This window comes from Gordonia sp. (in: high G+C Gram-positive bacteria) (genome assembly GCF_047600565.1).
Taxonomy (GTDB): Bacteria; Actinomycetota; Actinomycetes; order Mycobacteriales; family Mycobacteriaceae; genus Gordonia.
Window position 1 is genome coordinate 813,846 of the sequence record NZ_JASGKN010000001.1, and the last position, 22,243, is coordinate 836,088.

The following is a 22,243-nucleotide window of genomic DNA, read 5'->3' on the forward strand; positions in this document are numbered from 1 at the left end:
TACCGCCGAGAGTCTGAGGGTGCGATGCTGACGGTTCACCGCGCCGAGCGGGCCGACGTGCTGGCCGACGTGCTCGCCGCGCAGCTGGTCACACCGTTGCCGGACCCGATGGTGCCCGAGATCGTGGCGGTCCCCGAACGCGGCATCGAGCGCTGGTTGCGGCAGCGGCTCGCCGGCACCCTCGGTGCCGGACCCGACGGCGACGGTATCGCCGCCAACATCTCTTTCGACTCGCCCGTGCGGCTGCTGCGGGAGGTGGTGATCGGCACCGCGGACGATCCGGACGCCGCACGCGCCTGGTACACCGACCGCCTGCGCTGGCCGGTCCTGGACGTGCTCGACGCCCACCTCGACGATCCCCGGCTCTCGGTGTTGCACGACCACCTCGGGGGCGGCGCGGACACCGATCCGCGCAGCGGGCGCCGGCTCGCGACCGCCTCGACCCTCGCACGACTCTTCTCCGGCTACGGGTGGCAGCGGCCCACGATGCTGGCCGACTGGGCCACCGGACTCGACACGGACGGCGCCGGCCGCCCGCTGCCCGAACATCTGGTCTGGCAGGCGTGGTTCTGGCGCCTGGTGCGCGATCGCATCGGACAGCCGCACCTGGCCGAACAGGCCGGTGCGGTTCTCGAACGTCTGCGAACGGACCCGTCGGCCGTCGACCTGCCCGAGCGACTCGCGTTCTTCGGCCCGACCCGGATCCCGCAGTCGTTGCGCGCCGTGCTCGATGCACTCGCCCGCGAACGGGAGGTGTCGGTGTTCCTGCCGCATCCCTCGGACGCCCTGTGGCGCGCGGTGGCCGCCGCGCCGGCCGACCCGGCCGGACCGCGCGATCTGGAGCGTGCGCTGCGGCCCTCGCACCCGCTGCTGGCCGCACTGTCCCGTGATGTCCAGGAACTGCAGCAGGTGATGACGCCGTCGATCGACCGCGACGTCCACCATCCCGCGGACGCCCGGCCGGGCACCCTCCTGGCGGCTCTGCAGGCGGGATTGCGCGCCGACTCCCTCGATGAGGCGATCGGCACAGAGGCGGACACGTCGCTGGAGGTCCACGCTTGTCACGGTCCGGAACGGCAGGTCGAGGTGCTGCGGGACCGGCTCCTGCACCTGTTCGACGACGATCCGACCCTCGAATCGCGTGACGTCATCGTGCTGTGCCCGGACGTGGAGGCCTTCGCACCGCTCATCCAGGGCGCGTTCGGCCAGACCGGTCTGGAACACCCCGGCTTCTCGCTGCGCGTGCGGCTCGCCGACCGGGGCTTGCGGGAGACCAACGAGATCTTCGACGTCATCGGCCGGGTGCTCGACCTCGCCGCCGGCCGCGTGCGATCCGGAGACCTGCTGGACCTCGCCGGGTCGCCCGCCGTCCGGCGCCGGTTCCGGTTCACCGACGACGACCTCGACACGGTGTCCGGCTGGGTGGAGCGCTCCGGCATTCGGTGGGGCATCGACGCCACCCAGCGCGCCCGGTTCGGCCTCGGCGGCTTCCCGCAGGGCACCGCATCCACCGGGCGCGACCGGGTGCTCCTCGGCACGCTCGCCGAGGAGACCGAGAACCAGTGGCTGTCGGTGGCGCTCCCCATGGACGGCATCGACTCCACCGACATCGACCTGGCGGGCCGGTTCACCGAACTGGTCGACCGGCTCGGCCGGCTGCTGACCGAGATGAACGGCACCCACAGTGCGCGGGCCTGGTCGGATCTGCTCGTCACCGCGATCGACGCGCTGACCGAACCGGACTTCGACACGCAATGGCAGCGGGCCCAGGCGGCCGGCATGCTCACCGAGGCGCTCGACTATCCGTCGGCAGAGACCGTGACGCTGCGGCTGCCGGATCTGCGCGATCTGGTCGCCTCGCTTCTCGCGGCCCGGCCGACTCGATCGAACTTCTGCACCGGCGAGCTGACCGTCTGCACGCTCGTCCCGATGCGTTCGGTGCCCCATCGGGCCGTCGTTCTCCTCGGGATGGACTCGGCGTCGTTCCCGCGGGCGGGCGGCATCGACGGCGACGACATCCTCCAGCAGACTCCGCTCATCGGTGAACGGGAACGGCGGGACGAAGACCGCCAGACCTTCCTCGACGCGATCGGTGCCGCTACCGAACACCTCCTGGTCTTCTACACCGGCGCCGACCCCACCACCGGCGCGACGGTGCCGCCGCCGGTGGTGGTCAGCGAGCTCATCGAGTCCGCCGGCCGCGTGCTCGGCACGGACGGTGCCGCGGTGGTTCACCGGCACACCCTCCACGCCTTCGACGAACGCAACTTCCGCTCCGAGGGGACCGGACCGTTCAGCTACGACGATCGCCTTCTCGACGGAGCCCGGGCCCTCAGCGTCCTGAACCGCACGTCCGACCCGGTTCCGCCGAGGGCCGTGCCGGCGCGGGTGTGTCTGCCCGGGGCCGCCACCGTCGACCTGGACCTCGAACAGTTGGTCGCCTTCTTCCGGTCACCGACCGAACAGTTTCTGCGGCAGCGGCTGGAGACGTCGCTGCCGGAAGCCGAATCGGCGCATCCCGATCAACTCGACGTCGAACTCGATCATCTGGAGCAGTGGAAGATCGGGGACCGGTACCTTCGGCAGCTGCTGGCCGGCGCCGACCCGGCCGCGGTCGGTGCCGCGGAGATGCGGCGCGGAACGTTGCCGCCGTTCGCGCTGGGAGAGGCCGGATTCCGCTCGATCGCCGAGCGCGCCACGGCGATCGGGGCGGTCGCCCAGTCCCACCGTGCGGGTGACCCGGAGGCGATCGACGTCCTGGTCCGGATCGACGAGGAGCGGCGCATTTACGGCACGGTCGGAGATGCGTTCGCCGAACGCCTCATCCCGGTCGGCTACTCGAAGATCGGTGTACGGCAGCGGGTCCAGGCGTGGATCAGGTTGCTCGCCGTCGCCGCGGGATCCGGCGTGCGCATCGACGAAACGGTGCTGATCGGTGCGGCACCCGGTCGGGAACCGGGGGCGGCGCTCGCGCGCCTGGCCACGCCCGACGATGCACTCGAGCCCCTGCGGACCCTCGTCGCGGTCCGGGACGCCGGGGTCCGCACCCCGTTGTGGCTGCCACCGGATCTCGCTGAAGCCGCGGCCTCGACCTACCTGACGCGGCGCCGGGTGGACAGCGCGATGCGGCGGGCCCGGCAGATGTACGAGCGCTCCCGATTCGGTGATCCCTACACCGGACTGGTCCTGTACGACGACCCGATGCGGCGTCCGTCGTTCGCGGAACTGATCGCGCTCGGCGCGGATGTGGCCGCCGACCTCGACGGGGTGCTTCCGTCCCTCGACGGCGCTCCGCTGTTTCTCCGGCTGGCCGTCGCGGTCTACGGACCGTTGCTGGAGGCCGGTGGCCGATGACCGAGACACCCGCCCCGGAGACCACCGAGGAATTCGATCCGACCGCACCGCTGCCGACCGGCACCCTGGTGCTGGAGGCGAGCGCCGGCACCGGCAAGACGTATGCGATCGTGTCGCTCGCCGTGCGGTACATCGCCGACGGCGTGCCGGTCGACCGCTTGCTCATGGCGACGTTCTCGAATGCGGCGTCCGACGAACTCCGTGATCGGACCCGGCGCCGGATCGGTGAATACGCGGCCGCTCTCGCGTCGCCGCCGGCCGCCGATGACGACGAGGTGCTGACCGCGTTGCGCGCCGGTGATGCGGAGACCGTCCAGATGCGCCGCAGCCGTCTGGTCGACGCGCTCACCGGATTCGACGCCGCCACGGTCGCCACCACGCACACCTTCTGCAACCGGATGCTGGCTGCACTGGGCTTTCTCGGCGGCCGCGACCAGCAGTACCCGATCGTGGAGAACGCCGACGATCTCGTCGCGGATCTCGCCCGCGACGTGTACATCGCGCGGTTCGCGCGGGACACCACCGATGCGCCGGGGCTCGGTCCGGCGCAGACGATCGCGATCCGCGCGGTCGCCGACCGCGCCGCGACGCTCACCCCCGGACCCGACGACGGTGACGAACGGTCGCAGATCCGGTACGGCTTCGCGCAGGCCGCCCGGGAACAGATCGCGCTGCGCAAACTGTGGGCCCGGATCCGCACGTATGACGATCTGCAGCAGTCCCTGCACGCGATCGTCACCGATCCGGTGGTCGGTGAGGCGGCCCGGGCACGGATCCGGGATCGGTTCTCGGTGGTCCTGATCGACGAGTTCCAGGACACCGATCCGCAACAGTGGGACATCGTCCGGCTGTGCTTCCACGAACGGCTTCCGCTGATCCTGGTCGGCGATCCGAAGCAGTCGATCTACGCGTTCCGGGGCGCTGAGGTCCGCAGCTACCTGGCCGCGACCGCCGAGGCGAACGAGCGTCGCCGCCTCGGCGTCAACCGCCGTTCCGACGGAGCTCTGGTGGGTGCCCTGGACCGGCTGCTGCAGGGCGCGACGTTCGGTGACGCCAGGATCGCGTTCACACCGGTACGGGCGGTGCGTGCCGGATCCCGCCTGGACTCGGCACCGCCCCTGCGGATCCGCGCGTTCCTGATGAAGGACTACGGCGACGATGCGGACGTGCCGAAGGTGGCGGTGGCCCGCCCGACGGTGATCACCGACGTCGCCGACGACATCGCCGCACTGCTCGGGTCGACCACCACCCTCGATGACGGTGACGGCGGCCGCCGCGTGCAGCCCGGCGACATCGCGATCCTGGTCCGCGCGAACAAGACCGTCGAACCGCTGCAGAACGAACTCGCCGCCCGGGGAATCGCCTCGGTCGTGCGGTCCGGGACCTCGATCTTCAAGACGGCCGCCGCCCGGCACTGGTGGTACGTGCTGCAGGCCGCCGAGCAACCGTCCCGCACCACGCAGGTGCGGCTCGCCGCCCTCACCCCGCTGATCGGTCTGTCCGCCGCGGAACTCGACGCGGGCGGTGACCACCTGGTCGGAGAACTGGCCGGACGGTTCGCCGAACTCGGCCGCGTGTTCGCCGACGGCGGCTTCGCATCGATGTCGGCGCGCCTCTTCGACGAGTCCGACACCGTGGCGCGACTGCTCGGTGCACCGGGAGGCGAACGGCTGCTCACCGATCTGATGCAGTTGTCGGATCTCTGCAACACCCGGGCCTCCGGACACAGTGCCGGGATCGCATCGCTCGCGTCCTGGCTGGGGGAGCAGGTGGGCGACGAGTCACGGCTGCGACACGGCGGTGCGCAGACACGCCGCCTGGACCGCGATACCCACGCCGTGCAGATCATGACCGTGCACGCCAGCAAGGGGCTCGAGTTCCCGATCGTCTACGTGCCGTTCGGCTGGGACGGCGCCGCCGACTACGAACCGGAGACCTTCCTGTTCCACGATCGCGTGACGGGACAGCGATGCCTGGACGTCGGTGGCGGCCAGGCCCCCGGACACGGCCGCCGCGAGGCGCTGTCCCGTGACGAGGACGCCGGGGAGCAACTGCGGTTGCTGTACGTGGCGCTGACCCGCGCCGCCTCCCAGGTGGTGCTCTGGTGGACCCCGTCGACCACCACCGAGGCCGGACCTCTGCATCGCCTGCTGTTCACCTCCGGCGAGCGCACCGGAAACGGGCAGACCGTGCCGACCACCGTCGCGCTGCCCGCCACCGACTACGAGGCCGTCCGACGGCTGCGGGCCCTCGCCGAGCCCGACTCCGGGATCGTGGTCGAGCCGGCCGGCTACGAGGGCTCGCCGGTCCACCGGCCGGTCGTCGAAGTCACCGAGCCCGTTCCCGAACTCGCCGCCGCGACCTTCGGCCGGGACATCGATCAGCAATGGCGCCGGACGTCGTACTCGGCGATCGTCGCCGACGCCCATGCCCGGGCACACGCCGCGTCGCTCGTGCAGACCGGCAGCGAACCGGAGGACGGACTGGTCGCCGACGAGCCGGCCGAGATGCCGGGCGAGCCCGCAGCCGAACCGGCGGCCGTCGACGGCACCCCGTCGCTCATGAACGGGCTGCCCTTCGGTGCGGCGTTCGGCACCCTCGTGCACGAGGTGCTCGAACACGTCGACACCTCGGCGACCGACCCGGTCGCGGAGGTGACCGCCCGCACCTGTGAGGGTGCGGCCCGGCTCGGCGCCGACGTCGATGTCGACCGGCTCGCCGCGGCGCTGGTCGGGGTACTGACCACGCCGCTCGGATTCGGTGACCTGTGGAGCATCCGGCCGGCCGACCGCCTCGCCGAACTGGACTTCGAGCTCGCGCTCGCCGCACCCGGCCTGACCCTCGACGCCGTCGGCGACCTGTTGGCCCGCCACCTGCCCGCCGACGATCCGCTGCACGAGTACGCCGACGTGGTGCGCACCGTCTCCGACGACAGGTTCCGCGGTTTCCTCACCGGCAGCATCGACTCGGTGCTGCGCCGTCCGGACGGCCGGTTCACCGTCGTCGACTACAAGACGAACCGGCTGCATCCGGGTGAGGTGACCGTTCAGGACTTCGATACCGAGGCGATGGCGGCGGAGATGATGAGTTCGCACTATCCGCTGCAGGCGCTGTTCTACTCGGTGGCCCTGCACCGGTACCTGCGCTGGCGGATCGCCGATTACGAACCGGACCGCCACCTCGGGCCGGTGCAGTACCACTTCGTCCGCGGCATGGCCGGACCGGACACTCCCCGCGGATACGGCGTCTTCGAATGGCATCCGCCGGCGGCGCTGGTCGCCGACCTGTCCGATCTGCTGGCCGGAAAGGGCGGTGCCTGATGCACCTTCGCAACAGATCCGCGCAGTCGGTGGTGTCGGCGGACGGCATCCTCGCCGTCTTCAACGACGCGGGGATCCTCGCCGCCGCCGACGTCCATGTCGCCGACCGGGTCGCCGCGCTGTCCGGCGCCGAGGTGTCCGACGCGGAGCTTCTCGCCACGGCTCTGGCCGTCCGGGCGGTCCGTCACGGATCGACGTGCGTGGAGCTGAACCGGATCCGTGAGATCGCGGTTCCGGAGACGGTCGACGAGACCGGCGACCCGGTGCCGCCGGCCGAGCTGCCGTGGCCGGATCCGGCAGAGCTCACCGCGGTTCTCCGGACCTCGCCGTTGGTCACCGGCTGCCCGACCGGACCGCTCAAACCTCTCGCACTCGTCGAATCGGCGGACGGGCCGCTGCTGTACCTGCGCAAGTACTTCCGTCAGGAGCAGAGCATCCGCGAGATCCTGGAACGGCGCGGCGAGCGCCGTCCGGCCGTCGACGCGGCCCACCTGCGGTCCGCCGTCGACGAGGTCTTCTCCACCGCGCCCGATCCCCGCCAGCGCGTCGCCGCCGCCCTGGCGGCGACGTCCTGGACCACCGTGCTGGCCGGCGGCCCCGGCACCGGCAAGACCTACACGGTCGCCCGGATCCTCGCGGTCATGGAGCGACTGCTGGGTCCGGACCTGCGCATCGGACTCTGCGCGCCGACCGGCCGCGCCGCGGCACAGCTGCAGTCGTCCATCGACGACTACCGTGCCGCCACCGACCGGCTGACCACCCGTCCGGCCGCGGTCACCGTCCACCGGCTGCTGGGTTCACGGCCCGACGGAACATTCGTCCGCGGGAGCGGCAACCGGCTGCCGTACGACGTGGTCGTGGTCGACGAGACCTCCATGCTCGCGGTGACGATGATGAGCCGCCTGCTGGAGTCCCTGCGGTCGGATACCCGGCTGATCCTCGTCGGAGACCCCAACCAGCTCGTCTCCGTCGACGCCGGTGCCGTGCTGGCCGATCTGACCGAGCGGGAACGCACGCCGGCGCCGCTGTCCGAGGAGTTCGACGAGGTGGTCGGCGACACCGGAGATTTCACGCCGTCCGAGCGGGCAGCGCTCGCCGACGGCGTCATCACCCTCAAGACCGGGCACCGCTACGACGGCCGGATCGCGCAGGTGGCCGCGGCGATCAACGCCGGCGACGCCGACCGGGTCCTCGAACTGGTTCAGGCCGACGACGACCAGGATTCCGGCGGTGGCCGTGTGGTGCTGCTCGCCCCGGACGACGAGCGGCCGGTCCGCCGGCAGGTCACCGAGTGGGCCCGCCGGATGCGATCGGCCGCGCAGGCCGGTGACGCGGCCGCCGCACTCGACGCACTCGCCACCCACCGCGTCCTGTGCGCGCACCGGGACGGCCTGCACGGCGTATCCGGATGGGCGCGGCGCATCACCGACTGGATCGCCGCCGACGTCGGGCCCGTGCCGTACGGCGATTACGCCGGCGAGCCGCTGCTGGTGAACGCCAACGACGCCGCGCTCGGCATCCACAACGGTGATTCGGGTGTGGTGATCGACGACGGGGCCGGGGGACTGACCGTGGCCTTCGGGCGAGGGGAGCGGGTCCGCACCCTGCACCCCAGCCGGCTCGCCGACGCCTCCGCGGTCTACGCGATGACCATCCACCGCAGTCAGGGCAGCCAGTTCTCCGGCGTGACCGTGGTGCTTCCGGACACCGACGCCGAGCTGCTGACCCGTGAACTGCTGTACACGGCGGTCACCCGGGCCCGGCACACCGTCGTCATCGTCGGCACACCGGAATCGTTGCGTGCCGCGGTCGGCCGTCGTGTGCACCGGGCGAGCGGGCTGCGCACCGCGGTCACCGAGCTGGGCTGAGCTCTACTCCGCCGGTAACCAGGTCCCGACGCTGGTACGCCTCCGAACTCAGGAACAGCCGCTGCGGTTCACGCGGCAGGGCGGCGAACTGCTGCATCGACTGGCTGCGCGACAGTTCACTCCGATGCGAGGTGATGGCGCGGATCTTGGTGCCCAGGCGCGCCGGCAACTCCAGCGTGACGTCGATCGCCGCATCGGGAGTTCCGGTGACCGGGATGTGCGCCTCACTCGTGAAATGCGGCAGCAGTGCGTCGACGGTGCTCTGGGGCAGCGTGACGAAATACTGCGAGCGCACCTGCCACGGCTCGCCGAGATCGGGGCCGTAGCCCGGACGGGCGGCGGCGTCGGCCGACGCCACGGCCAGACGGTGAGCGTGGATGTGGTCGATGTGACCGTAGATGCCGAACGAGTCGTAGCCGACGATCGCCTCGGGCCGTTGCGCGCGGATGAGACGAGTCAGCACCTGCACCTGCTCGTCGAACGGGACGTCGACGAAGCGGGGAGCGCCGGGGGCGGAGTCGGGAACGTGGCTGTCGGCGTAGCCGAGCATGATCGGCTCGTCATCCATACCGAGTGCAGCCGTCGCATCCAGCAACTCGATGTGCCGGTGCGTTCCCGGCGCCCACGTCGCGGTGACCAGCGACGCATAGTCGCCGCGCGCAGTGATCTCGGCGATCGTTCCTCCGGTCCACAACGACTCGTCGTCGGGGTGGGCGTGGACGAACATCACGTTCTGTGCGACTGACACAGCGTCGAGGATACGTGTGCGGGCGCCGGTAAGCTGGCGTCGCCGAACGGCACCGGAAGTGACCGGCAGACCAGGTGAGGAGATGACCGTGACCGCGCAGACCCACGAGTTCCAGGCCGAGGCCCGGCAGTTGCTGGACCTGATGGTGCATTCGATCTACTCGGATAAAGACAGCTTTCTCCGCGAACTCGTCTCGAACGCCTCCGATGCTCTGGACAAGCTGCGGCTCGCGTCGCTGCAGGATTCCGAACTGGCCGGTGACGCCACCGATCTGCACATCCGGCTCGCTCCGGACGTGCAGGCGCGCACCCTCACGGTCATCGACAACGGCATCGGCATGAGCCGCGACGAGGTGATCGACCTGATCGGCACCGTCGCCAAGTCGGGCACCGCACAGGTGCGCGCGGCACTCGCCGAGTCGGGTGACGGCTCCCCGCGGGACCTGATCGGCCAGTTCGGTATCGGCTTCTACTCGACGTTCATGGTGGCCGACCAGGTCACACTGGTGACCCGGAAGGCCGGTGAGGCGACCGGCACCCGCTGGCAGTCGACCGGTGACGGCACCTACACGATCGACGACGACCCGGACGCACCACAGGGCACCCGCATCACCTTGCACCTGCGGCCGGTCGACGAGGATAACTCGATCCACGACTACACCGACCCGGCCGTGCTGAAGGCTCTGGTCAAGCGGTACTCCGACTTCATCTCGTGGCCGATCCGCATGACGGTCGGCGACGGCGAGGACGCGTCGGACGAGACCCTGAACTCGCAGAAGGCGCTGTGGGCCAAGAGCCGGGACGACGTGTCCGACGAGGAGTACGCCGAGTTCTACCGCCACATCGCCCACGCCTGGGACGATCCGCTCGACGTGATCACGCTGCACGCCGAGGGCACCTTCGAATACCAGGCGTTGCTGTTCATCCCCTCGGCCCCGCCGTTCGATCTGTTCATGCCCGAACACCACACCGGAGTCCAGCTGTACGTGAAGCGGGTGTTCATCACCGCCGAGTGCGACGAGCTGATGCCGCCGTACCTGCGGTTCGTGAAGGGCGTGGTGGACGCCGCCGACCTGTCGCTCAACGTCTCCCGCGAGATGCTGCAGCAGGACCGGCAGATCCGCGCGATCCGTCGCCGCCTGGTCAAGAAGGTGATCTCGACGATCCAGGAACTGCGTGACCGCCGTCCCGACGACTACCGGACGTTCTGGACGAACTTCGGACGTGTCTTCAAGGAAGGGCTGGTCAACGATCCGGACAACGTGCCGGTGATCCTGTCCGCGTCGGTGTTCGACACCACGGCGTCGGACACCGAACCGACGACGCTCGCCGACTATCTGTCCCGGATGCCTGCCGATCAGGACGTCATCTACTACATGACCGGCGAGTCACGGCAGCAGATCGAACGCTCCCCGCACCTCGAGGCGTTCCGGGCCAAGGGGGTCGAGGTGCTTCTGCTGTCCGACCCGGTGGACGAGCTGTGGACGTCCGGTGGCCCCGGGGGCGCCACCGACTTCGAGGGCACACGGCTCGTGTCCGTCGCGCGCGGCGAGGTGGACCTGGACGGCGACGACGACGGCCCGGCCCGTGACGGCGAGTTCTCCGATCTGCTCAGCTGGCTGACCGGAGTGCTCGACGAGTCGGTGTCGCAGACCCGGTTGAGCAAGCGCCTCACCGATTCGGCGGCCTGCCTGGTCGGCGACGAGTTCTCGATGTCACCGCAACTGGAGAAGCTGTACCGTGCCTCCGGTCAGCAGGTGCCGGCGACCAAGCGCACCCTGGAACTGAATCCGGACCATCCGCTGGTGATCGGATTGCAGAAGGCGTTCGCCGCCGGCGACGATCACTCCGCTCTGGAACCGACCGCCAAACTCCTGTACGGGATGGCGGTGCTGGCCGAGGGCGGCGAGCTCGCCGACCCCGCCGGGTTCGTGACCCTGCTCGCCGACACCCTCACTTCTACTCTCCCGTGAACTCGGGCGGCCGCTTCTCGAAGACCGCGCTCATGGCCTCGGTGAGGTCGTTGGACGGCAGGAATGCGGCGTTCCACGCGGCCACGTAGCGGAGGCTGTCGTGCACCCGCGCGGACCGGCTGTGGTCGAGGACGTCCTTGACGCCCTGCACCACGAGCGGAGGATTGGCGGCGATCTCGGCGGCCATCGCGCGGGCGGCTTCCACGGCGGTGTCCTTGTCCGGATACACGTCGCTGACCAGCCCGATCTTCTCGGCGCGGGCGGCGTCGATGTCCTTACCGGTGAGGGCCAGTTCGCGCGTATGACCCCCGCCGATGATGAGGGGAAGCCGCGCCAGGCTGCCCATGTCGGCGACGATCGCGACCTTGACCTCGCGCACACTGAACGTGGCGTCCTCGCTGGCGAGACGGATGTCGGCGGCGGTGATCAGGTCGACGCCTCCGCCGATGCACCATCCGGATACGGCGGCCACGACGGGCTTGCGGCAGTCGGCGACCGCGTTGACGCCGGCCTGCATGCTCTTGATCATCTCGTGGAACGCCGTGCGGGGACCGGCTTTGGCCTCCGGTGCCAGGACGGGCCCGAAGTCGCCGGCCATGGCGGGCAGATCGAGTCCGTAGGTGAAGTTCTTGCCCGAGCCGGTCAGCACGACGGCGCGCACATCCGGGTCGGTGTCGAGGCCGCCGAAGAGGACGGACAGCTCGGCCCAGCAGTCCGGGCCCATGGCGTTGCCGCGCCCCGGACCGATCATGGTGACCTCGGCGACGTGGTCGCGGATCGACAGTTCGAAGGCCTTGTACTCGGTGTCGCGGTAGCTCATGACGATCACTGTAGGTGGCGCCCGCAGAACCGGACCGGCGTGCCACCATGTTCCTCATGTCGAACGCGCCACTCGCCTCCGTGCCCGAGTCGATCTGCACCGGTGAGGTCGCCGTGGTGCTACCCGGGGCCGTCGGCGCGGCGCAGGCCTACACGGCGTTGCTCGGCGAGCCGGACGGCGACTCGGACTCGGGCCTGTGGCCGGCCGGGAACGCCGCTGTCCGGGTGCTGGGCCTGCCGGATGTGACGGTGGGCGCGGCCTTCGCAGTGGTGAACGTCGAACGCGCAGCGGCGCTGCTGGCCCGGCGCGGCGCCCCGCTGGCCGATTCGGGTGAGGCGGGGGACGGGCGGCCCGGTCACTGGATGGTCGATGTTCCGGCGGTCGGCGTCGTTCCCGCACCGGGCGGTGCGCATGCCGGCCGGAGCCGGCTGGACCACATCGTGTTCACCGCGCCGACCGTGGACGGAGCGGTGGCGCTGTTCGCCGGGCGTCTCGGCCTGGACCTGCGGCTGATCAAGGAGTTCGGCGCGGGATCCCAGATCTTCTTCCGGGCCGGGACGCTGGTGGTCGAGGTGCTGACGGGCCCGCAGGCCGGGGACGAGGTCGCCCTGTGGGGTCTGGCCTGGGCCACCGACGACCTGGATGCCGAGTGTCGGCGGCTGGCCGAAGCGGGCCTGGCGACGTCCGAGGTGAAGGACGGTCGCAAGCCCGGCACGCGCGTCGCGACCGTTCGCGAACCGGCGCTCGGTGTTCTGACGATCCTGATCGAGCCGGCACCGCCCCGGCGGTAGGGTCGGGACCATGACCGAACCCGAGAACGACAAGCCCCAGACCGGCGGCGAGAACGTCGAGACGCCGCCGACCGCGGCGGAGGTTCCGCCGGTCGCTCCGGACGATCAGAATGCCGCCGGCGGCCTCGTACGGCCAGTATCCGGGCGCCCAGGTTCCTCCCGGTGCCCAGATCCCTCCCGGTGCCCAATACGCCCAGGCGCCGTACGCCCAGTACCCGGGTGCTCAGATTCCTCCGGGCGCCTATCCGTATCCGCCCGCCGCGATGGCCGGCGGTCCCTACCCGCGTCAGGCGACCGGCACAGTGGATGTCGGAACCTCGGTGTCATGGTCCTGGAAGGCGTTCACCCGCAACCCGGTCGGCATGATGCTGCCGGGCATCCTGCAGTTCGTCGCGGGTCTGATCGGGGCGGGCGTCATCATCGCCGGCGTGTTCCTGATGCTCCGCGGCACGACGACCACGACCGCCGGCTACGACTCGGCGACCGGCACGTACAGCAACAGCAGCACCGATTTCCAGTTCCACCCCGACGGATTGATCCTGATACTGCTCGGTCTCGTCGCACTGATCGCCCTGACCAGCTACCTGCAGGGCGGGCTGCAGTCGGGCATCCTCGCGTTCGCCGACGGCCGGCCGGTCAGCACCGGCACGTTCCTGAAGCCTTCCCGGCCCGGCGCCTACGTCGGCACGGTACTGCTGGTCACCCTGGTCACGATCGTCGGATTCGTCCTGATCGTTCCGGGCATCCTCGCGATGTTCGCCTTCCAGTACGCACCGATCATGGTTCTGGACAAGAACCTGTCCCCGGTGCAGGCGATGAAGGCATCGGCCAAACTGGCTTTCGGCAAGTTCGGCGACTCGATCATCGTGACCATCGTGCACTGGGCCTACAACTGGGTCGGCGGGATGGTCCTGATCGGCACGATCCTGACGATGCCGCTGGCGGAGGCCTTCCGGATCCACGCCTACCGCGACCTGGAATCGCACCCCATCCCGCAACTGCCCTGAGGAGCGCGGAGACGAAGAAACCCCGGTACCTGCTGGTACCGGGGTTCCTCTTCGGTGTCCGGAGGGGGACTTGAACCCCCACGCCCGTTAATAGGGCACTAGCACCTCAAGCTAGCGCGTCTGCCATTCCGCCACCCGGACTCGGTGCTCGCTCACCGCGAGGCGGTGTGCCGCATAACTTTAACCAACGGTGACCGGGTATCCCAAATCCCCGCGCCATCGGCTAGGAATGAGGTGTGAACACCCCGCGCGCGACCGACGAAGTGGTGGACCTGGTGAGCCGGCTGATCCGGTTCGACACGTCGAACACCGGAGAGCTCGAGACCACTCGCGGTGAGGAGGACTGCGCGAAATGGGTGGCGCAGCAGCTCGAGGACGCCGGGTACGTGACCGAATACGTCGAGTCGGGCCAGCCGGGCCGCGGCAACGTGTTCGCACGGCTCGCGGGACCGGCGGACTCGACCCGCGGCGCACTGCTGATCCACGTGCATCTGGACGTCGTGCCGGCCGCCGCCGAGGACTGGAGCGTCCATCCGTTCTCCGGGGCGGTCCGTGACGGCTACATCTGGGGTCGCGGTGCCGTAGACATGAAGGACATGGCCGGCATGGTGCTCGCTCTGGCCCGGCAATTGAAGCGCGACGGCGTGGTGCCGCCGCGCGACCTGGTGTTCGCGTTCCTCGCCGACGAGGAGGCGGGCGGCACCTGGGGGTCGCATTGGCTGGTCGCCCACCGCCCCGACCTGTTCCACGGCGTGACCGAAGCGGTCGGTGAGGTCGGCGGATTCTCCCTGACCGTGGACCGTCCGGACGGCGACGTCCGTCGTCTCTATCTGGTCGAGACGGCGGAGAAGGGACTGTCGTGGATGCGGCTGACGGCGTCGGGCCGCGCCGGACACGGCTCGTTCCTGCACGACGAGAACGCGGTCACCGAGATCGCCTCCGCGGTGGCCCGGATCGGCGCCCACACGTTTCCACTGGTGATGACCGAATCGGTGGCGGAGTTCCTGGCGGCGCTCTCCGACGAGACCGGACTCGATTTCAGCCCGGACACCCCCGACCTGGAGTCGGCGTTGTTCAAGATCGGCAATCTCGCGAGGATCATCGGGGCGACCCTCCGCGACACCGCCAACCCGACCATGCTGTCGGCCGGCTACAAAGCCAACGTGATCCCGCAGACCGCCGAAGCGGTGATCGACTGCCGGGTGCTGCCGGGCCGTCAGGCCGAATTCGAGAAGACCATCGACGAACTGATCGGCCCGAACGTTCAGCGCGAATGGATCACCAAGCTCGACGCCTACGAGACGACGTTCGACGGTGACCTCGTCGACGCCATGAACGACGCGATCCTCGCGCACGATCCGGCCGGCCGCACCGTGCCGTACATGCTGTCCGGCGGCACCGACGCCAAGGCGTTCGCGAAGCTCGGCATCCGGTGCTTCGGTTTCGCGCCGCTTCAACTGCCACCCGACCTGGACTTCTCCGCACTCTTCCACGGGGTGGACGAGCGGGTGCCCGTCGACGCCGTGATCTTCGGAACCCGGGTGCTCGAGCACTTCCTGGCCCACTGCTGACAGCACGACGGCCGGCTCCCCGGACAGGGAACCGGCCGCCGTGGACGATCAGTTGGGCGTGCTCTGATCGGCCTTGGTCAGAATCACGTACTGCGCCGACGTGCGCTGGTCGACGTCCTTCTCGGACTCGGCCGACACCTCACCGACGTACCGTCCGTTCTGCACCAGGCAGTAGAAGTAGGTCGATCCCATCGTGCCGGAAGCCTTGAAGCACTTGGCATCGGAGAGACCCTTCGGGCTCGCGATCGGCGACGCCCCGGACGACTTCTGATCGTTGACGAAGCTGTCGACGATCTTGGCGGCGCCTTCGGGAGTGCTGGCCCGGTAGACGTTCGACTTGTCCACGGCGGTGTTCACCGCACCCACGGAGGTGAGGAGGTCGTAGTCGCCGCGCGGGTCGGTCGACCGCATCGCCATGCCGCGCGGACCGTAGACCGCGCGTGACGCACCGCTGTCGTTGGCCATCCCGTCCTTCAGTTCCTGGTCGGAATACGGCAGCGCATAGATGAGGATCTTGTTCTGATCCATCTCGGGCCGCGTCGATCCGGTGACGCCCTTCTCGGCGGCTTCGGCCTTCGTCAGCGTCTTCGGGAACTTGTCGATCAGATCGGCCTGCGCCTTGATCGACTTGGTGAGCGTCGGGATCTGCTTGTCCTGCTCGTTCTTGGTGGTGCCGTACCACTGATAGAGCACGTAATCGTCGTGCGGAGTGAAGGTCATCAGTGACGAGTCGTCACCGGTCACCTTCTGCACGGCCAGCGTGTCCGGCAGTCCGGGAAGGGTGACGGTCGAGGCGCCGTCACCGGCCGCACCGGCCTGCGCCATCTGCTGGGCGGCCTGGGTGGCGTCCTCGGCGGTCACGTACCGCAGCACGGCGTTGTTGACCGAACGGTCGACGCCCGACCGCAACTGATCCTGCGGCGTCGCCGCGGTCGCGACGAAACCGGTCATGATCTTCGCGTTCGCCGGCACCTCCCGCAGCTCCTTACTGAACATGGCCGAGGTGGCGCCCTGGCTGCCGATCACGCCGTTGGGCATCGCGACCCGGGTCAGGTCCGGGTCGATTTCGAACGGCACCAGGGTGAACTGCGCCATCCGCTGACCCTCGACGTTCGCGATCTCGTCGTCGTCGGGCTTGCCGAACTCGGGGCGCGGCGAGGTGGGGTAGCTACCGGTATCGAGGGCGGAGACGTCCACCGACGCGGTGGCGGCCGTCGACGGCGAGGCGTTCTTGTGCTTGTTGCCGAAGCCGAAGCCGCCGGTGCAACCGGTCAGCAGCACCGCCGAGGTGGTGATCGCGAGGGCGGCGGCACCCGTTCGCGTCAAGGCGGCCGTAGTCGGGGTGGGGGTCATGCTTCCTCCAGTGAGAGTCGGGACGGTCGCACATTGGACGGTGCGACCGAGCCGGTTTGTTCCGGACCCGATCCGCCACGAGCTTATGACCCGGGTCACAGGTATCCGTCGGCGGGGTGGGGCCGGGGGCACCGGCACCACGCCGGTACAGGCGTGTAAGAGTAGCAATGCTCACAATCGGTATCGTCATCATCGATCGAACACATGGAGGGGGTGACGACTGATGGAACACGCGTCGTCGCCGACTCCTGCGCACGACGAGGCCGCGCAGATCGTTGCGGACTCGGCCAAGGTGCTGCGTGCCTACAAGATGGATTCGGTTGCCGACCTCGCCGAGACCAAACTCGACCCGGAACGCCAGCTGCGGACCGTCGTGGTGGCCGGCGAAGTGCAACGCGGCAAGAGTTCCCTGGTCAACGCACTCGTCGGTCGGGGTGATCTGTGTCCGGTGGGCGTCGATGTGACCTCGTCCGTCGCGGTATCGGTGACACCGGATCCGGCGCAGGCCTCCGACGTCACCGCGGAGCTGTTCTTCCCGTCCGGGGCGCGGGCGGTCCCCCCGGCGGAACTGCCTGACTGGGTGACCACCGACGGGGCCAGACTGACCGACCCGGCCGTCGACGAGCTACCGACCGGTGCCGCCATCGGAGTCCGCTCCGACCGCCTGACCAACCTGACCCTGGTGGACACTCCCGGCGTGGGCGGGCTGGACCGCGGCCTGGCCAAGCTGGCATCGCAGTCCACCCAGCAGGCATGCGTCCTGCTTCTGGTGTGCGACGCCTCCTCGCCGATCACCGCGCCGGAGATGGAGTTCGTTCGCGAGGCGACCGCCACCGTCGACGCGGTGATCGTGGTCGTCACCAAGACCGACAAGAATCTGCGCCGCTGGCGGCAGATCGTCGCCGAGAACGAGCGGATCCTGCAGCGCGAGCTGGGGCGGCCCGTCCCGGTGCTCGGTGTGTCGAGTCTGCTCGCCGTGATGGCCGAGAACGCCCCGGCGCCCGCCGATCGTGCCGCCCTCGAATCCGAGAGCGGCATCGCGACGCTGCGCCGAGCCCTCACCGAACGACTCGACCGTGTCGCCGACCGTCCTGAACGCAATGCGGTGCACACCTGCGTCGGTGGACTGGAGGCCGTCCGGACCCGGATCGCCCGGGAACTGGAAGCGGTTCAGGCCGGCGCTGCGGCGCTGCCCGACCTGGACGCCGACATGGCCCGGCTCACCGAGCTCAAGGCCCAGTCGCGGCAGTGGGAGCAGTACCTGGGTCGCGACCTGACCCTGCTCCGTCAGGGTGCGGTCGACGATCTCGACCGCCGCCTCGACGCGATCCGCGACAAATGGACCACCTACGTCAACACTCACGGGATGCAGGTGCTGCGCCGCAGTGAACAGAAGTTCACCGCCGACATGCAGGCCGATCTGCAGGGCGCCATGACCCAGACGGTGGGGGAGTTCGTGCAACGGCTGCACGACAGCGTGATCGCCCCGCGCTTCGCGGACGATCCGTCGGTCTGGGCGGACCTGTCGAACCAGATCGCCGCCTCGCTCCAGAACCGCCGGATCGAAACCCACCAGGTGGCGAGCAAACGTCACGGCCTCCTCGACCCGACCCTGCTCACGATGGGTGTGGTCGGCTCGTCGACCCTCGGCGGCGTACTCGGTCTGTCCGCGCTGATGGGTGTGGGTCTGGTCGTCGGCACCGTGTGGGTGGGGGTGAACCTCGGATTCCGGGCCGTCCGGGCCGGCAAGGCCAATCTGCTCAATTGGCTGCGCGAGACGATCGGCGCCACCAAGGCATCCACGGCGCGACTGCTGGAAGCCGTCGTCGCCCAGGCCCGACCGGAGATCGTCATCCGCTACCGCGAATACCTGCGGGAGAACATCGAGACCCTGCAGCAGACGATCACCGAGGTGCGCAAGACCAGCGAGCAGGACGCCGCCACCCGCGCCAAGAAGATCGCGCGTCTCACGACGAACCTCGACGTCGTCGACAAGCGGCTCGCCGCGGCCCGCGGCTACCTCACGGCCACCGGCGGGGACGGGGTGCACCGATGACCGCGACGGATCCGATCCACGACGTCCTCGACGACGGCCTCCGCCGCCTCGCATCTCTCGGGGGCGATCTGCCCACCAAGGCCAACTCCATCGGCGCGATCCTCTGGTCCCCGCCACGCATCGTCGTGGTCGGCCGCCTGAAGGCCGGCAAGTCGACCCTGGTGAACGCATTGATCGGTGCACCGGTCGCGGAGACGGCAGCGCTCGAAGCCACCAACGTGGTCACCGTCTACCAGGACGGCAGCCCGTCCCGGGCGGAGGTCGTCGGCATGGACGGGCGCCGCTACCCGGTCCCCGTCCACCACGGCCGGGTGTCACGACTGCCGCTGGAGACCCCCGACATCCGGTTCGTCGATCGCTGGCTGCCCTCGGCGGCCCTGCGGCGCAGCACGCTCATCGACACCCCGGGGCTGTCGACACTGACCACCGCGAACGACGCCGCGACCCGCCGCGCGACGATCGACGGATTCGAGCAGACGCAGGGCGCATCGGTGGATGCCGACGCCGCGGTCTTCCTGTTCGACGCCGAACCGCGCGCCGACGAGATCGAATTCCTGTCCAGCCTCCCGTTCACCCCGCTCAACATGCTCGGTGTGCTCTCGCGGGCCGACGCGTTCGGCGAAGGGGCGATGGGACGCCGCGATCCGATCCAGCACGCGAGCGAGCACGCCGACCGCCTGGCCGGCCGACTGTCCACCCTGGTCAGCGGCGTGGTTCCGGTGTCCGGACTGATGGCGCAGACCAGTCACACCGGCATGCTCACCGAACAGCACGCCGCCGCACTGGCTCGACTCGCGCCGCTCTCACCCCTCGAGGTCCTCCGGCTGTTCGACGACGACACCGCGGTGAGCGTGTTGCCCCTGGACATGCGGATCCAGCTTCTGGAACTCCTCGGCGAGTACGGGGTCCTGCACGGCCGGACCGTCGCGATGGGCGGCGCCGCGGCCCTCAACGCCTGGCTGGCCGACCGCTCCGGCGTCGGACGGCTCACCGCGCGCCTGCAGTCGTCGATCGCCCGCTTCGCGATCCTGCACCGCGCGCACCGGATCCTCGAGCACATGGACCGGCTGGCCTTCAACCACCCGTCCCGCGATCAGATCCGCTCCCTGACCACCTATCTGCGGACCACCCCGCAGCTCAACATGGTGGCGGTCCTCGAGGACTACCAGCGAATGCTGCGCACCGATCCGCGCGCGTCGGCGACCGGTGAACTGGCGACCATCCTCACCGCCGCAACGGCGGCCGGTCAGGTCGGACTACCCGACGACGCCCCACGGCACGCGATCGTCGCCGAGGCGCAGCGACGACTCGCGACGGCGCAGCAGCGATCACTGGCCACCAGCTCGGCCGCCGAAGACGCGGCGCTGGTGACCCTGATCCGCACCTATACCCAGATGTCTACCGACCCCCGACTCACCTAGGACGACGCAGATGGCACTCGACGACTGGATCCTGGCGATCGACTTCGGCACCTCGAATTCGGCGGCTGCGCATTCCGGCGCCACCAGCCGCGGTATCGAGACGCTGCCGCTCACCCACGCCGGCAACCTCATGCCGTCGGCCGTGCACGTCACCGGCCCGCAGCAGATCAGCGTGGGCGACGCCGCGGTGAATGCGGCCCTGGTCGATCCGGCCGGATTCGTCGCCTCGCCGAAACGCCTGATCACCGGTGCGCCGACCTGCACCGTCGGCGGTGTCACCATGCCGACCTCGGCGCCGGTCGCGGCCGTGATGAGCGCCGTCATCGAGCGCGGCAAGGCGGCCCATGCGGGACAGCCGCAGTCGCGCGTCGTGCTGACACACCCCGAAGCATGGTCTGGTGAACAGATCCAGGTCCTCATCGATGCCGCCCGGCAGGCCGGTGTGGATCCGTCCCGGATCATCACCGTCTCCGAGCCGCGCGCGGCGGCCGCCCACTACTCGCGCTCGCACGCCATGCAGCCGGGCGCCAAGATCGGCGTCTTCGACTTCGGCGGCGGCACCCTGGACGTGGCGGTGCTGACCGTCCCCTCCACGGGCTCGGGCGCGGGCCGGGGCTTCCAGGTGGTCGCGGCCCGCGGCGACAACGGGCTCGGCGGCAAGAACCTCGACGCCCTCGTCCAGCGGTGGGTCGAGGAGCGTCTCGACGAACGGGACCCGCAGGCGGTGGACTGGCTCCGGACCGAGGCACCGGTGGACGTGGTGCAGGCTATGCAGGACTCGATCCGGCGCGCCAAGGAACTTCTGTCGGAGGCGCCGTCGGCCACCATCACCGTCACCACTCCCTCCGGGCGGCAGACATTGCAGATCACCCGCGACGAACTGGACGAGCTGATCGCACCGGCGATCGACCAGGCGATCCGGCTGACCCGGGCCACTCTCCTGGACGGGGGGATCGCACACCCCGATCAGCTGACGGCCCTCTACCTGACCGGAGGGTCCTCCCGGATCCCTCTCGTGCAGCAGCGACTCTCCGAACTCGGCCGGGTGGCCACGCTCGACGATCCGAAGACCGTCGTCGCGCAGGGCGCCCTGGTGGTGGCGAATGCGGAGAACTCGGCGAGCACCGCTCCCCACCAGACGGCGACCCCGTACCCGCAGGCCCCGGCCGCCGCCGTGCCCGCGGCGCCGGCCGCGCGCTACCCGACGGTCCCGCCGCGACCCGCCGCCCAGCAGTCGATCAGCGGCCCGGTGAGCGGACCGGTCAGTGCTCCTGCCGGACTGATGACGGCCGGTGCCTCCGGTGCGGGAACCTCGAACAAGCCGTGGGGAAAGATCGCCGGAGGTGTGGTCGCCCTGCTGGCCGTCGCCGGCATCGTCTTCGGGGTGGTCAAGGCGCTCGGCAGCGGCGACCACGGCGGCGACCAGGGTGGATCCGGTGGCGGTTCGACGTCCGCGGATGCGCCCGTCACCGATGAGAACACCCTCATGGCCGCGCTGCCGTCGAGCCTGCGGAGCGAAGTCGACGACTGCAAAAAGAGCGGGTTCAGCAGTAGCCAGGCCCTGCAGATCCGCTGCGACCTCAAAGCCGACGGATCGCTCGGCGGACTCGGCGCCACCGACTACGGCTACACCATCGAGTTCTACGTCGATCCGAACGAGGCGGGCAGCCGCATCGTGAACATCCGCAACGGCGTCTACTCGAAGGGCAAGGGCACGCTGGTCGAGGATCAGGGCCGGACCGCCGCCGGAGAGATCGACGAATCCGTCGGGAGCAGCGACTACGGCATCAACTACGTGTCCACGGCGAACGACCTGATCGCGAACGTCTACGGCCTCAAATCGGTGGACGCCGGAAAGACCTTCCTGAGTCGATCAGGATTGATTAACTGATCCGGGGAACATTCCAGGACGCCGGTCACGTCTGATCTGGCGACAACACCAGCACGACCCCGGTGACGGGG

Annotated in this window: 13 protein-coding genes and 1 tRNA gene; 10 read left to right on the forward strand and 4 right to left on the reverse strand. The window is 69.7% G+C overall.

Features of this window, described 5'->3' with window-relative positions; translation table 11 throughout:
• Positions 1-24: 24 nt before the first annotated feature.
• Genes recC through recD form a run of 3 tightly spaced genes read left to right on the forward strand, consistent with a single transcriptional unit; the run spans position 25 to position 8,542 of the window.
• On the forward strand, positions 25-3,354 hold the full coding sequence (gene recC, locus QM774_RS03960; RefSeq protein ID WP_414974646.1) for an exodeoxyribonuclease V subunit gamma: 3,330 nt from the start codon (positions 25-27) through the stop codon (positions 3,352-3,354).
• On the forward strand, positions 3,351-6,674 hold the full coding sequence (locus QM774_RS03965; RefSeq protein ID WP_414974647.1) for a UvrD-helicase domain-containing protein: 3,324 nt from the start codon (positions 3,351-3,353) through the stop codon (positions 6,672-6,674). The genes recC and QM774_RS03965 overlap by 4 nt, the downstream gene beginning before the upstream one ends.
• A complete protein-coding gene (recD, locus tag QM774_RS03970) occupies positions 6,674-8,542 on the forward strand; it encodes an exodeoxyribonuclease V subunit alpha (protein WP_414974648.1) in 1,869 nt (622 codons plus the stop codon). The genes QM774_RS03965 and recD overlap by 1 nt, the downstream gene beginning before the upstream one ends.
• Here the strand turns inward: recD and QM774_RS03975 are convergent.
• Positions 8,526-9,290 carry a PIG-L family deacetylase gene (locus QM774_RS03975; RefSeq protein ID WP_414974649.1) on the reverse strand — a complete coding sequence of 255 codons (765 nt, stop codon included), beginning with the start codon at positions 9,288-9,290 and terminating at the stop codon, positions 8,526-8,528. The two genes, recD and QM774_RS03975, sit on opposite strands and share 17 nt — an antisense overlap.
• A gap of 82 nt (positions 9,291-9,372) precedes the next feature.
• On the opposite strand from QM774_RS03975, the gene htpG reads away from it, so the two are divergent.
• The gene (gene htpG, locus QM774_RS03980) at positions 9,373-11,262 is read left to right on the forward strand and encodes a molecular chaperone HtpG (RefSeq protein ID WP_414974650.1); all 1,890 of its coding nucleotides are present in this window, start codon (positions 9,373-9,375) and stop codon (positions 11,260-11,262) included.
• Here the strand turns inward: htpG and QM774_RS03985 are convergent.
• On the reverse strand, positions 11,249-12,082 hold the full coding sequence (locus tag QM774_RS03985) for a crotonase/enoyl-CoA hydratase family protein (protein WP_414974651.1): 834 nt from the start codon (positions 12,080-12,082) through the stop codon (positions 11,249-11,251). The two genes, htpG and QM774_RS03985, sit on opposite strands and share 14 nt — an antisense overlap.
• A 56-nt stretch (positions 12,083-12,138) precedes the next feature.
• Between QM774_RS03985 and QM774_RS03990 the strand changes: the two genes are divergently transcribed.
• Positions 12,139-12,873 carry a VOC family protein gene (locus tag QM774_RS03990; RefSeq protein WP_414974652.1) on the forward strand — a complete coding sequence of 245 codons (735 nt, stop codon included), beginning with the start codon at positions 12,139-12,141 and terminating at the stop codon, positions 12,871-12,873.
• Positions 12,874-12,983: 110 nt separating this feature from the next.
• Complete coding sequence (locus QM774_RS03995; protein ID WP_414974653.1) at positions 12,984-13,880, forward strand: hypothetical protein; 897 nt, start codon at positions 12,984-12,986, stop codon at positions 13,878-13,880.
• A gap of 55 nt (positions 13,881-13,935) precedes the next feature.
• Here the strand turns inward: QM774_RS03995 and QM774_RS04000 are convergent.
• Positions 13,936-14,021: transfer RNA gene (locus tag QM774_RS04000), tRNA-Leu, on the reverse strand.
• Positions 14,022-14,116: 95 nt separating this feature from the next.
• On the opposite strand from QM774_RS04000, the gene QM774_RS04005 reads away from it, so the two are divergent.
• Positions 14,117-15,451, forward strand: coding sequence for a M20/M25/M40 family metallo-hydrolase (locus QM774_RS04005; protein WP_414974654.1), 1,335 nt, complete (start codon positions 14,117-14,119; stop codon positions 15,449-15,451).
• A 48-nt stretch (positions 15,452-15,499) separates the two neighbouring features.
• Here the strand turns inward: QM774_RS04005 and QM774_RS04010 are convergent, their stop codons facing one another.
• On the reverse strand, positions 15,500-16,804 hold the full coding sequence (locus tag QM774_RS04010) for a hypothetical protein (protein WP_414974655.1): 1,305 nt from the start codon (positions 16,802-16,804) through the stop codon (positions 15,500-15,502).
• Positions 16,805-17,027: 223 nt separating this feature from the next.
• Here QM774_RS04010 and QM774_RS04015 point away from each other — a divergent pair, with 223 nt between their 5' ends.
• The 3 genes from QM774_RS04015 to QM774_RS04025 are packed head-to-tail and all read left to right on the forward strand — an operon-like array spanning position 17,028 to position 22,172.
• Positions 17,028-18,860 carry a dynamin family protein gene (locus QM774_RS04015; protein ID WP_414974656.1) on the forward strand — a complete coding sequence of 611 codons (1,833 nt, stop codon included), beginning with the start codon at positions 17,028-17,030 and terminating at the stop codon, positions 18,858-18,860.
• Positions 18,857-20,281 carry a dynamin family protein gene (locus QM774_RS04020; RefSeq protein ID WP_414974657.1) on the forward strand — a complete coding sequence of 475 codons (1,425 nt, stop codon included), beginning with the start codon at positions 18,857-18,859 and terminating at the stop codon, positions 20,279-20,281. The genes QM774_RS04015 and QM774_RS04020 overlap by 4 nt, the downstream gene beginning before the upstream one ends.
• A gap of 10 nt (positions 20,282-20,291) precedes the next feature.
• Positions 20,292-22,172: an Hsp70 family protein gene (locus QM774_RS04025; RefSeq protein WP_414974658.1), complete on the forward strand. Its 1,881-nt coding sequence runs from the start codon at positions 20,292-20,294 to the stop codon at positions 22,170-22,172.
• Positions 22,173-22,243 lie beyond the last annotated feature (71 nt).

Excerpts from the sequence above, each read along its gene's own strand:
- recC (WP_414974646.1), top strand. The coding sequence starts at position 25 with ATGCTGACGGTTCACCGCGCCGAGCGGGCCGACGTGCTGGCCGACGTG.
- htpG (WP_414974650.1), top strand. The coding sequence starts at position 9,373 with ATGACCGTGACCGCGCAGACCCACGAGTTCCAGGCCGAGGCCCGGCAG.
- QM774_RS04020 (WP_414974657.1), top strand. The coding sequence starts at position 18,857 with ATGACCGCGACGGATCCGATCCACGACGTCCTCGACGACGGCCTCCGC.
- recD (WP_414974648.1), top strand. The coding sequence starts at position 6,674 with ATGCACCTTCGCAACAGATCCGCGCAGTCGGTGGTGTCGGCGGACGGC.
- QM774_RS03985 (WP_414974651.1), bottom strand. The coding sequence starts at position 12,082 with ATGAGCTACCGCGACACCGAGTACAAGGCCTTCGAACTGTCGATCCGC.
- QM774_RS03995 (WP_414974653.1), top strand. The coding sequence starts at position 12,984 with ATGCCGCCGGCGGCCTCGTACGGCCAGTATCCGGGCGCCCAGGTTCCT.
- QM774_RS04015 (WP_414974656.1), top strand. The coding sequence starts at position 17,028 with ATGGAACACGCGTCGTCGCCGACTCCTGCGCACGACGAGGCCGCGCAG.
- QM774_RS03965 (WP_414974647.1), top strand. The coding sequence starts at position 3,351 with ATGACCGAGACACCCGCCCCGGAGACCACCGAGGAATTCGATCCGACC.
- QM774_RS04025 (WP_414974658.1), top strand. The coding sequence starts at position 20,292 with ATGGCACTCGACGACTGGATCCTGGCGATCGACTTCGGCACCTCGAAT.
- QM774_RS04010 (WP_414974655.1), bottom strand. The coding sequence starts at position 16,804 with ATGACCCCCACCCCGACTACGGCCGCCTTGACGCGAACGGGTGCCGCC.
- QM774_RS03990 (WP_414974652.1), top strand. The coding sequence starts at position 12,139 with ATGTCGAACGCGCCACTCGCCTCCGTGCCCGAGTCGATCTGCACCGGT.